Annotated in this window: 6 protein-coding genes and 7 pseudogenes; 8 read left to right on the top strand and 5 right to left on the bottom strand. The window is 61.4% G+C overall.

Translation table 11 applies throughout. The features are described from left to right. A partial coding sequence (locus tag NKH80_RS29880) for a MerR family transcriptional regulator (protein ID WP_502901012.1) occupies positions 1–452 on the top strand: 452 nt, incomplete at its 5' end. 23 nt (positions 453–475) lie between these two features. Here the strand turns inward: NKH80_RS29880 and NKH80_RS29875 are convergent. Together NKH80_RS29875 and NKH80_RS29865 are read right to left on the bottom strand one after the other, a co-directional pair. Then, positions 476–1,384, bottom strand: a pseudogene (locus NKH80_RS29875) (IS3 family transposase); the annotation flags it as partial. A gap of 1,556 nt (positions 1,385–2,940) precedes the next feature. After that, a pseudogene (locus NKH80_RS29865) lies at positions 2,941–3,168 on the bottom strand (IS110 family transposase); the annotation flags it as partial. Between the two features lie 592 nt (positions 3,169–3,760). On the opposite strand from NKH80_RS29865, the gene NKH80_RS29860 reads away from it, so the two are divergent. Beyond that, entirely contained in the window at positions 3,761–4,333 is a 573-nt protein-coding gene (locus NKH80_RS29860; RefSeq protein WP_352995597.1) for a GNAT family N-acetyltransferase, read from the top strand. A 227-nt stretch (positions 4,334–4,560) separates the two neighbouring features. Continuing rightward, positions 4,561–4,932 (top strand): annotated as a pseudogene (locus NKH80_RS29855) (helix-turn-helix domain-containing protein); the annotation flags it as partial. Between the two features lie 502 nt (positions 4,933–5,434). Here the strand turns inward: NKH80_RS29855 and istB are convergent. Both istB and istA read right to left on the bottom strand, forming a co-directional pair. Further along, positions 5,435–6,307, bottom strand: a complete 873-nt coding sequence (gene istB / locus NKH80_RS29850) for an IS21-like element helper ATPase IstB (RefSeq protein WP_352995594.1) — start codon at positions 6,305–6,307, stop codon at positions 5,435–5,437. Then, positions 6,304–7,586: pseudogene (gene istA, locus NKH80_RS29845) on the bottom strand (IS21 family transposase). Before istA ends, istB begins: the two are co-directional and overlap by 4 nt. Between istA and NKH80_RS29840 the strand changes: the two are divergent. After that, a pseudogene (locus NKH80_RS29840) lies at positions 7,540–7,895 on the top strand (IS21 family transposase); the annotation flags it as partial. The pseudogenes istA and NKH80_RS29840 overlap by 47 nt on opposite strands. Before the next feature lie 34 nt (positions 7,896–7,929). Here the strand turns inward: NKH80_RS29840 and NKH80_RS29835 are convergent. Continuing rightward, positions 7,930–8,538: pseudogene (locus NKH80_RS29835) on the bottom strand (tyrosine-type recombinase/integrase); the annotation flags it as partial. On the opposite strand from NKH80_RS29835, the gene tnpA reads away from it, so the two are divergent. From tnpA to NKH80_RS29815, 4 genes and pseudogenes are all read left to right on the top strand, one after another. After that, entirely contained in the window at positions 8,454–8,807 is a 354-nt protein-coding gene (gene tnpA, locus NKH80_RS29830; RefSeq protein WP_352995593.1) for an IS66-like element accessory protein TnpA, read from the top strand. The pseudogene NKH80_RS29835 and the gene tnpA sit on opposite strands and share 85 nt — an antisense overlap. Further along, positions 8,804–9,151 carry an IS66 family insertion sequence element accessory protein TnpB gene (gene tnpB / locus NKH80_RS29825; RefSeq protein WP_352995591.1) on the top strand — a complete coding sequence of 116 codons (348 nt, stop codon included), beginning with the start codon at positions 8,804–8,806 and terminating at the stop codon, positions 9,149–9,151. The genes tnpA and tnpB overlap by 4 nt, the downstream gene beginning before the upstream one ends. A gap of 49 nt (positions 9,152–9,200) precedes the next feature. Continuing rightward, positions 9,201–10,882 (top strand): annotated as a pseudogene (tnpC, locus tag NKH80_RS29820) (IS66 family transposase). Then, positions 10,834–11,109 (top strand): hypothetical protein, encoded by a 276-nt coding sequence (locus NKH80_RS29815; protein WP_502901011.1) that lies wholly within the window; start codon positions 10,834–10,836, stop codon positions 11,107–11,109. Before tnpC ends, NKH80_RS29815 begins: the two are co-directional and overlap by 49 nt. The last annotated feature ends 44 nt before the right edge of the window (positions 11,110–11,153 follow it).

The raw sequence follows: 11,153 nt of genomic DNA, 5'->3' as shown, positions 1-11,153 counted from the left end.
GCCGTGGACAGCGCAACAGCACGTCCGGCGATATCATCGCGGCCGTCCGCCAACTGGTGCTCATCGCCAATGATGATCTGATTGCTGGCATCCTCAACCGCAATGGACTGGTGACCGGCCACGGCAATCGATGGACACGCGAACGGGTCACCGCGCACAGGTCGCATCATAAGATCCCTGTCTTCCGGCCAGCGGCGGACGGCAACGAGCCATGGCTTAACCTGAACAAGGCGGCGCGCCTTCTCGGCGTTGCACCGAAGACCCTCAGGCTCGCCGCCGAGGCGGGCGAGATCGAAGGCGTTCATCCTCTGCCGGATGGTCCATGGGTCTTCAGCCGATCAACGCTTGGCGAACCTGCGGCACAGCGCATCGTTCATCGCGCGCGGCAAAACCCAAAATACCCCACGGGATCGCATCCAGATCAGCAAAACCTATTCACTTCAACGACATAGACAGATGGGTGTTATGAAACAGGATTGTAGTCGGCGCGCCACAGGGCGATGGCGACGCGTGCCTGAGCCAGCGAAGTAAACAGCGTCTCGTTGAGCAGTTCATCGCGTAGTCGGCCGTTGAAGCTCTCGATGAAGCCATTATCCGGCATGATGTTCTTCGGTGATGAGCCGGTCCAATTCGCGGGCAACCCGCATGCCCGAGAGAGACGTATCAATGATGAGTGCCAGGCACTCTCTCGTGCAGTCGTCGACGACGGCCAGGATGCGGAAGCGGCGCCCGTCTGTGAGCTGGTCCGATACGAAGTCGAGCGACCAGCGCTCGTCGGGCCTCAGCGGCACCAGCATCGGCGCCCTGGTCCCGATCGCCCGTTTGCGGCCGCCACGGCGGCGAACGGCGAGCTTCTCCTCCCGATAGAGCCGGAACAGCTTCTTGTGGTTCACGACCAGGCCCTCCCGCCTCAGCATCACGAGAAGACGCCGGTAGCCGAACCGGCGACGCTCCTGCGCGATCGCCTTCATCCGCTCGCGAAGCTCGCGGTCGTCCGGCCTGCTGGTCTCGTAGCGAACCGTCATGCGGCAACAGCCGATGGCTTTACACGCCCGCCGTTCGCTCATCCCGAAGCCTTCCTTCAGGCGAGCGACAGCTTTCCGCTTGGCCGCGGGCGTCACCATTTCTTTCCCACAAGATCCTTCAACGCGGCATTGTCGAGCATGGCGTCGGCCAGAAGCCGCTTCAGGCGCGTGTTCTCGTCCTCCAGCGCCTTCAGTCGCCGAGCCTCGGAGATATCCATCCCGCCGAAGCGGGCCTTCCAGTTGTAGATCGAGGCGTCGCTGACCCCGTGCTTGCGGCACAGTTCGGCAACCGATACCCCGGCCTCATGTTCCTTCAAAATTCCGATGATCTGATCTTCAGAGAAGCGGCTACGTTTCATGTCCTGGTCCTCTCGATGGGCCAGAACGAACTTCAAACCGGATTAGATCAGAGGGGCAAGGTCAGAGGTGCACGCGCCGCAACAGCCTCCGCCTCCAGGCGCGCGGCCCGCTCGGCGAGATCATCGCATGGGCGCTAGCAAGGTCGGACGGAAGCGTATCAGGGACGGATTTCACAGGCGCGAGCGAATCACATCCTCCCTCCGGGCGAAAACGCCACCTCCAAAATCTGGCGCCGTTCCTCCTCGCTCCAACGGCGCCGACGTTCGGGGCCCGTGAGCAACGCGATCTGACCCATCAACCACTCCTAAGTGCGCTCCTAAGAGCACACTTAAGATCAGTCGTTCCTCATCCACACAAGGCGCGACACGCCGGATGATACTCAATAGAAAGCCATCGCAGAAAACAGACGAGGTCTGCACTACCGCCGCTTTTAATAAAATTCAGGCAGTCAACATTAATACACTCAACGACTTACCAACCCAGAAAATCTTCAATTTCGTCTTACCCACAACCGAAAGACGAAGACGGGTTAAAACCGGCGAGTTCTTTAACCCGAATGCAGGAGCCGCAACGTAAAAACCGGATAGCGTTCAGCAGTTGAACGCCTGAGGCGTCCCTGCCGGGACGTGAGCCGAGCCATGCCGCTGCTGGGTTGCACCGCTGTCTCAGCGACGTGGGTCGTCCACATTGAAGGCTCGTCCTGCGAAGCTCCATCATGCGGCGACTCCTGTCGACCGCGAACAACAACCGTGCACCCGACAGCGTCGTCTCTATGCAGTAGGTATGCAGTAAGGTGCTTGACGCCCCACTCGCGATTAGACAACCACATCAATCTCGGCTCGCACAAGGGCAAGGCCAAACGCCATCCGCAAGGCCGACGCCAAATTCTTCTTCCTGCCGAAATAGTCGCCCGATCTGAACCCCATCGGGCAGCTCTTCGCCAAACTCAAACACCTGCTCAGAAAGGCCGCCAGACGCACAACCGATGCCGCTGCCACGCTATCAGCCAAATCCTCGATGCAGTCACATCAAAGGAATGCGCCAATTACGTCGCCGAAGGCGGATATGACCGGAGATAAAACAATCCCACTCCAGCGTAGTCTAATGCAACATAATCCGCGAAGACAATATCAAAAAATTGCAGACTGTAAACGTTTGTTTCTAAGATTATACATCTCTGCGAATCTAGAGCAAACTACATTTAACCTGAAATAACATTCTGCTTCGCGGTGATCTGATAGAGTTTTGGCGATGCCAGCCGGCCGTGCCGTAGCCTTACAGGGCGCGCGCTTTGACAACGTCCCGGCGCAAATGGCTGCGGAGGAGAGACTATGGAACGCCTGGGAACGACTGCGGTCTCTCAACTTCGGATCCGAGCAGATGTTCGACCTGTTATCTGCTTTTGCACTGCATTTTGATTGGCCTTGGATCGCCTATGGCTACTTGCACCCGATCAAAATTTTTTGAACCCGGTGCGAGGCGATCCGGGGGTCAGACTGAATTATCCTGATGAATGGCAGGACGCTGTTTCGAAATGGGCTATGATAGGATAGTGGCCAGCCACCAGTTCGCGGATCCGTCCGGCAAAGCCGCGCGGCGTTGGCTTGCCGACCTTGAGTCCGAAGCCCCGCAAAATGCCGCGCAGACTGTTCTCAATATTCCTCAGCTTCGACTGAACGAGCTTGCGCGCCGTCAGCACCGCCCGCACCTCTTGCGCGGCCAGCGACTTGCAATGCACCGGCCGGAACCAGCCAAGCCGCGTCAGTTGCGCGACCCCGCGCGCGAAAGCCGAAGAGCCCGCCGATCAGCAGGCCGCCTGACCTTCACGAAACGCCATCACAGAGCCCGCTGCGCCCACGCGCGTGTGCCAATCATGCGGCCTTCGTAGTATGCGTGAGATCGCCCTTATGTAGCTTCGCCAGAGTCGGTGCTCAGACTTCAGCGGCATTCGCGCCGCTGTTGATGAAGCCGGCCGGTTCCGGCAATCGTGCACCGCCGCTGCCCGCCTCGGCCCCAGACGTCATCAATCCGGCCTACCGCGCCAACATGCTGGCGATCTTACACCAGCGCGAGCTGAATCGCGTCGCCGGTCAGCTCTCGGAAGAAAGTTGCCTCGAGTCTACACAAAGGGTTCTCGACTTCTCGCGCCTAGGCATGGCATGCAATCTCCTTGGGCGACTTCAGCAACATCATCAGCGTGCCATGCCGATCCTCTCAGCGAATTTGAAGAATTTTCAGCATCCCGAAACAAGATTATTGCAGAGATTTTTCAGAACTTTAACCCAAGGAACGCGCATTCCAGGAGATCATAGTCCCGACGCTTGTTATGGAGTGCCGCTCAATTATCAGTGCCGGCTCAGAAAAGGTATCTTCCCATGCATATCCTAGAAACGCCGCGCCTCATCCTAAGGCCGCCGACGCATAGCGACGAGCTTCTTCTACATGGACTTCATAGCGACCCGTTCGTGGTAAACGCCATCAGAGATGGAGTCTATCCGACGATAGAGCAGTCGAGAGCTACACTGCTTCAGTTCATCAATCATTGGCAGCACCATCGTTTCGGCTTATGGATGGTGTTCGTCAAAGATGAAGGCCAAGCCAGAGAATTCGCTGGTTATTGTGGATTGATATGCGGCGACCGGTATCTGCCCGAAGATACGAATAACGCGCTAATCGTAACCTGCCTCCACCGTGCAGCCTCCGGGAAGGGGATCGCGGTCGAGGCCGGCAGGGCAGTAGTCCAATTTGCTTTTGAGTTTTTAAAATTCGAGAAAGTTACTGGATTCATTCGACAAGAGAACACGCGTTCGCTTATAAAAAATATGAAAATCGGTTTTTTCTATATTGGTAACACAGTTGACGAGAGAGGCACGAGAATACGTTTGGAGGTTTCTCCAATGACGGCTGTAAAAGCGGATAACTTACTTATTTTTGATTACACAGATTGATAAAATATTCGAACTCATTGGTGCCTCGGCCAGACAGAATCGTTCATGGTGGCTGCTTATCCCTCGATGAACTTGGCGCAATCTTTGATACCGAACGCCCGAGGGCAAGCCGTCGCGCAGAACGGCTCATGGGATTAGAGCTAGCTGTGAGCTTTCTTAGGTTGTCCATCCGGCCCGGACCGTTAAAGCTGGGGTTGTTGAAGCTTCAGTGACTCCAGGGGGACCGGATGAACGTTCATAAGAATGCCCGTCTGACGCCGCACGGTCGAGGGCGAATTGTAAGGCAGGTCGAGGGCGGGCAGACGCCGCAGGCCGTTGCCGCAGGCGTTTGCCCGCGGACGGTGCGAAAGTGGGTTGACCGCTATCGGCGCGAAGGACTGGCGGGCCTGCAGGATCGCTCGTCCCGGCCCCGCCGGCTGGGCCGGCCGACGCCGGAGTCAGTGGTCGCGGAGGTCGAACGGCTGCGTCGCCAGCGCTGGACGGGCCAGCAGATCGCCGCCGAAACCGGCGTCTCGCCAGCCACGGTCAGCCGCATTCTGCGCCGGTTGGGCTTAAACAAGCTCAGCGCCTTGGAACCCGCCGAACCGGTCAGGCGCCACGCCTCGTTCTTCCTCGAGCGATAGGCGGTGTCGGCCACACCGAGCCGGTATTGTTTTTGCCCAGCATATATCGAAGATGACGCCCGTCATAGGCTGAGGCGCTGGTGACGCTCCAGCCGCGGATGAAGCCGTGCCGGCTATCGATTGCAGCATGGCTCTTGTAGCCGAAGACAGGATGCGTGTTTCAGAAATTCGCGGACACCCATTCCGCTAATTCGCGGACACAGTGATTCCGCTAATTCCCGGACAGTTTTCGGGGCGGATAACGGTCGGTTCTCGGGAGCGCCGTCCTGGCATTTTGCCCTCTCATCATCGGGTTGAGAGGGGCCATGCCAAGACGGAAGCAAGCGAGACGAACGACAGTGAAAGACCGACGATCAATCCTGCGCCTGACGCATGAGCAGGGCCTCTCGGTGCGAGCGGTGTCGGAACGGCTGAAGATTGTCAATGCCGCTCGAATTTTCCCCAAAAGTGCCGAAGTAAAATTCCCCAGTTTCGCCGCTCAGACTGTCGCGGAGGGGTGTCCATTTTTCGGTGGCCGGCCGCGCGGCCGCGATGGTGGATTTAATGTCGGCGGCGTGATGGAGGCTTTCGATCGCAAGTGTTCGGGCATGAGCTCGGCGTGCTGACGGAGCCGATAACTCGATCCTTCGATCTGGACGACGACCGCATGGTGAAGCAGGCGATCGAGAAGTGCGGTTGCGACGACAGGATCGCCGAAGACCTCGCCCCATTCGGCGAAGCCGCGATTTGAGGTGAGAATCATTGCGCCCTTCTCGTAGCGGGCGTTGACGAGTTGGAAGAACAGATTGCCGCCACCGTGGACGACGGGCAAGTAGCCGATCTCATCGACAACGAGCAGAGCAGGCCGGCAGAAGAAGCGGATGCGTTCCTGCAGGCGGCCTTCGCGTTCGGCCCTTGCCAGCGCGGCGATGAGTTCGGCGAGCGTGCAGAAATAGACGCTCTTTCCAGCCTTCACAGCCTCGACTGCAAGCGCAATGGCCAGATGGCTCTTGCCTGTGCCGGGCGGGCCGAGGAAGTGGACGACCTCGCAGCGGGCGACGAAGCCGAGTTGGGCGAGCGTGAAGATTCGATCGCGGTCGAGCGAGGGCTGGAAAGAGAAGTCGAAGCCGGCGAGGGTCTTGATCGTGGCCAGGCGCCCCATGCGCAGTGCCGTCTTGATCCGGCTGTTCTCGCGCAGGGTCAACTCTTCCGAGAGGAGGATGTCCATGGCTTCGAGGGCGGCGATCTCGCCTTTCTCGAGCCGGCGCACGACATGATCGAGCGCTTCGAGCGCCCGCGGCATCTTCAGGCCGACGAGGTCGCGGCGGATCCGATCGATGGTGGATGGCGTGGTGTCGAGCGCGTTCGTCATGGACGTTGCTCCTTGGCCATCACCCGGGCGACGGCGTCGTAGAAGGCCAGCGGGCGCTGAGCGACCCTGTCGCCCGAGCCATGAAGAATGACGTCGTCGTTCCTCAGTCTTTGTCGGCGCTTGTGGACGTGGATGTTGCGATGACCCGGCTCGACATGACGCTGGTGCCGGCCTTCGAGAATAGGATGGGTGGCAATCAGTGCGCCGTCCTCGAAGATGCGCAACTCTTCGGCCAGCGTGTGTACCTCGACGACACGGCGCCTGGTGGCGTCGGGCACGCTGTAGAAATTGCCGCCGACGCTGACCATGCCCTCCCGGCTGATACGTCGCTCGAGCTTTAGGACCGATCGGAACGGAGCCAAAGGCAGCGGCCGCAGCGCTGCCCGCTCCTCGGCGAAAGCTTCGTTGACGACACGCCTTGTGGTGGCGTGAACCCTCGGGTTTGCGACCGTGTCCAGCCAATGACGCAACTGGGCGTTCAGGTCTTCGAGATTGCGAAAGGACCGGGCCAGGAAGAAGTCCTCGCGAATGTAGCGGAACGGCCGCTCGACCTTGCCTTTGGTTTTGGCGCGGTAAGGCCGACACGCCTTGGGATGGAAACCATAGTGGCGGGCAAGATCGACGAGGGCACGGTTGTAGACGATGCCGCCGGTATCGCCTTCGCCGATCACAGCCGTCTTCATACGGTCGTAAAGCACTTCGCGAGGAGCGCCGCCCAGCGCCTCGAAAGCCCCAGCATGGCAGCGCAAGACAGTCGGCAGATCCTGGTGGACGACGAAGCGTGCCAAATAAGGCGACTGAAGCCAAGCACCATGGAGAATAGCCAGACGATTCTCGGCGTGGTCGGCTTATCCGTAAAGACGACATTGAACTGGGCGAAGTCGACCTGCGCCTGCTCGCCGGGCGGGGTCTCGAAGCGAACCTCGTATCGACGCTCCGCCGCGGCAGGACGGACGTCGCGCAGGAAGTCGGTGACGGCCGTGTAGCCGCCGCCATAGCCGAGGTCCTTCAGTTCCTGGAAAAGCCGGCTGCCGGTGAGTCCGGGATATCGCGTGGCGCGTTCGCGAAGATAGGCCGTGAAGGGATCGATCACCGCCTGACGCGGCCTGCGCGGTCCGTAGGCCGGAGCCTCGAGCCCGCGCTCAATGTATTTGCGCACCGTCTTGCGGTCGACCCCGCTCTCCCTGGCGATCGCCGACACCGACAGGCCCTGCCGATGCAAATCCAGTATCAAGACTTCGGTTTCGACCTGTCTGTTGCGGGCGCGTGAGGCTGGCATCTCGGACTGGCCGCTGCCGCCGGGCTGTGACAATGACGCATCGCTGAGCGGCTTCTGTTTCGCCGGGTTGGGCGTCCGCCGCAGGATCTGGACGAGCCCGATTGGGCTATGATCTCGCGCGAGCTGAAGCGCAAGGGCGTGACGCTGACGTTGTTATGGCAGGAATACCGCGCGGCGCATCCCGATGGTTATGGCTACACTTGGTTTTGCGACCGGTTCGGCGCTTTCCAGCGCCGGGCGAGCGCAACGTTCCGCAACCGCCACGAGGCGGGCGCGGTGATGCAGACCAACTATGCGGGCCACACCGTGAGTCCTCGGTGCGTGCACCATGACGCGCCCGAACCGCCAGATAGCGCCGTAGCTTGGCTACGACGGTGGCGTGTATGGGCACATGCCTGGATTTGCGGAACTTCGTGTTCCGAACCGTATGGAACGCTCCATCGAGATTGACATCGCTGCAGCGCAGCTGAAGTGCTTCTGACCGGCGCAGATCGGTAGCGGCGATCAGCCCAAAGATCGTCGCGTAGGTTGCCGGCCGCAACCCGCCCTCAGGGGCGAGGCGCGAAGCGGCGGTCACAAGGTCGCAGATCTCCTGCTCCGAATAGATGTGCGGTGCGAGGCGGCGATGTGAACGACCAAAGGTCGCGGTTTGTGGGAACTCGGTGCCGGGATCGAGCCGGGCAAGATACCTCGCGAACGGGCGAAGGCCTCGAGGCTGGGCCCTACCCTGGCCGGGGAGCGCGCAATGACCGGCGCGCGCACCATGCTCTCGGATACCCTCCGGCGAAGGCCGCCTTGCGGGAGCATGGCCCGGTAGCGAAGCTGCGCTCTTAAGGTCGTCCTTTCGAGCGTAGTTAGCAGCACAGCATGAGCCATGTGACGTTATTGACCGGACCGGAGCGTCGTCGTCGTTGGAGTGAAGCGGATCAGTGCCGGATCCTGGCGGCGGCATTCGCGCCCGGGGCCACAGTGGCGGCGGTGGCGCGTCAGTACGATGTCGCGACCAGCCTGATCTATAAGTGGCGCCGCACGATGAGAGCCCGCGAGACGGGCTTTGCCGAAGTTGTCGTGGCTCCCGATGAGCCTGTCGCCGTTTCGCGGCCGGCGGCATCCCCAGCGGTGATCGAGCTGGAGGTCGCCGGCAAGGTGCGGCTGCGGATTCCGCTGACCACGCCGCCAACACTGGCGGCAGCGATGGTGAAGGCGCTGGGCCTTTCATGATCCCGGTTCCGAGCCAGGTGCGGATCTGGTTCGCGGTCGGCCGGACCGATATGCGTCGCGGAATGCAAGGCCTCGCTCTGCAGGTTCAGGAGACGTTGGGCCGGGATCCGCATGCCGGCGATCTTTATGTCTTCCGCGGCCGCAGCGGCAATCTAATCAAGATTATCTGGCATGATGGGCTCGGCATGTCGCTGTATGCAAAACGGCTCGAGAAGGGCCGGTTTCTATGGCCGTCGCCGGCGGACGGCACGGTTTCCATATCACCGGCGCAGCTCGCCTACATGCTCGACGGGATCGATTGGCGCAACCCGCTTCACACGTTCCGCCCGCAGCGCGCGGGCTGAGTTTTTCTTTGAGTTTGCGCCATTTTCCGCGAGTCAGCGGACGCGTTTTATGATTCACTCCAGGGCATGGTTGCCACCGCCCAGGATGCTGTTCCGGACGATATTGGCGCTGAGAGCAGCGCTGACCGCGGCGCTGGCCAGAGCCGAAGACGAGGCCGCGCGCGCTGCGCTGGTCGAGGCCGAACTGGCGGTCGCCAGGGCCAAGGCATCGGATGATGCGGCGCTGATCGCGCATCAGCATCTGACGATCCGGAAGCTGCAGCGGGCGCTGCATGGTCAGAGTTCTGAACGCTCAGCCCGCCTGCACGACCAGATGGAACTCACCTTCGAGGAACTCGAGAGCACCGCGACGGAAGACGAGATCGCCGCCGAACAGGCCGCGGCCCGGACCACCGAGGTGGCGCCTTACATGCGCAAGCGACCGGCGCGCCAGCCATTTCCCGAGCATCTGCCGCGCGAACGCGTGGTCGAGCCGGCGCCGGCCGCTTGCCATTGCTGCGGCGGTCATCGGCTGCGCAAGCTGGGTGAGGATATCACCGAGACGCTGGAGGTGGTGCCGCGGCAATGGAAGGTGATCCAGCACGTGCGGGAGAAGTTCACCTGCCGCGACTGCGAGACGATCAGCCAGGCTCCGGCGCCCTTCCACGCCACCCCGCGCGGCTGGGCCGGTCCCGGCCTGCTGGCGATGATCCTGTTCGAGAAGTTCGGCCAGCATCAGCCGCTTAACCGCCAGGCCGAACGCTATGCCCGCGAAGGCGTGCCGCTCAGCCTGTCGACGCTCGCCGACCAGGTCGGCGCCGGCGCCGCGGCGCTGATGCCGCTGTTCAAGCAGCTCGAAGCCCATGTGCTGGCCGCTTCGCGTCTGCACGGCGACGACACGACGGTGCCGGTCCTGGCCAAGGGCAAGACCGATACCGGCCGATTATGGACCTATGTGCGCGATGACCGACCGTTCGGCGGCGCCGATCCGCCGGCGGCGGTGTTCTATTATTCCCGCGATCGCCGAGGCGAACATCCCGCGGCGCATCTTGCCGGCTGGAGCGGCATTCTGCAGGCCGATGCCTTTGGTGGTTATGGCGATCTCTATGCGACGGGTCGTCAGCCGGCGCCTGTTCTGGAGGCCAGCTGCTGGGCCCACAGCCGGCGCAAAGTGTTCGAGCTGGCCGATGTCGAAGCGGCGGCGCGCAAGAAGGCGCACGGCGAGAAGCCCAACCTGGTCTATCCGCTGGCGGTCGAAGCCGTGAAGCGCATCGATGCCCTGTTCGATATCGAGCGCGCGATCAACGGCCTGTCGCCGGCCCAACGGCACGCGGTGCGCCAAGAGCGGAGCGCGCCGCTGGTCACCGAGCTCGAGCGCTGGATGATCAAGACGCGACAAGCTCTCGCGCGGACATGATCTGACCAAGGCCTTCAACTACATGCTGCGCCGCTGGTCATCCTTCACCCGGTTCCTCGACGATGGGCGGATCTGCCTATCCAACAATGCAGCCGAGCGAGCCCTGCGCTCTCGGCAGAAAGTCCTGGCTGTTCTGCGGTTCCGATCGCGGCGGACAGCGCGCGGCCGTTCTCTACAGCCTGATCGTCAGCGCCAAGATGAACGATGTCGACCCGCAGGCCTGGCTCGCCGACGTCCTCGCCCGACTGCCCGCCTATCCGGCCCATCGGATCGATGATTTGCTGCCGTGGAATTGGAGATCCGCAAAATTGCGGACCCAACCAGCGGCGGCCTGATCATGCAGCGCAATAAGGTGCATCACGTCTACACCGTCGAACGTGTCGCCAGGGACCTCGGCGTCAGCGAAGCGCTCATCCAGGACCTGACCCTCGGTCTCGAGCCCGAGGACGGCGTCATCTGGGTCTACGGGGCCAACGATGACGACGGGATCTTGGCCTTCACCGATGAAGGCATCGAGGAGGTCAAACGTAAGCGGGTAGCTGATGCCGTTCAGCGATGGTAGTTCCAAGGCATGAGCGCCTCGATAGCGCTGTTTGGCCAGCCATT

Origin of the sequence: Mesorhizobium sp. M0904 (assembly GCF_040319475.1) — a bacterium.
Classification (GTDB): Bacteria; Pseudomonadota; Alphaproteobacteria; order Rhizobiales; family Rhizobiaceae; genus Mesorhizobium.
The sequence above is the reverse complement of the archived record's forward strand: the minus strand, read 5'-3'. Positions and strand labels throughout refer to the sequence as shown.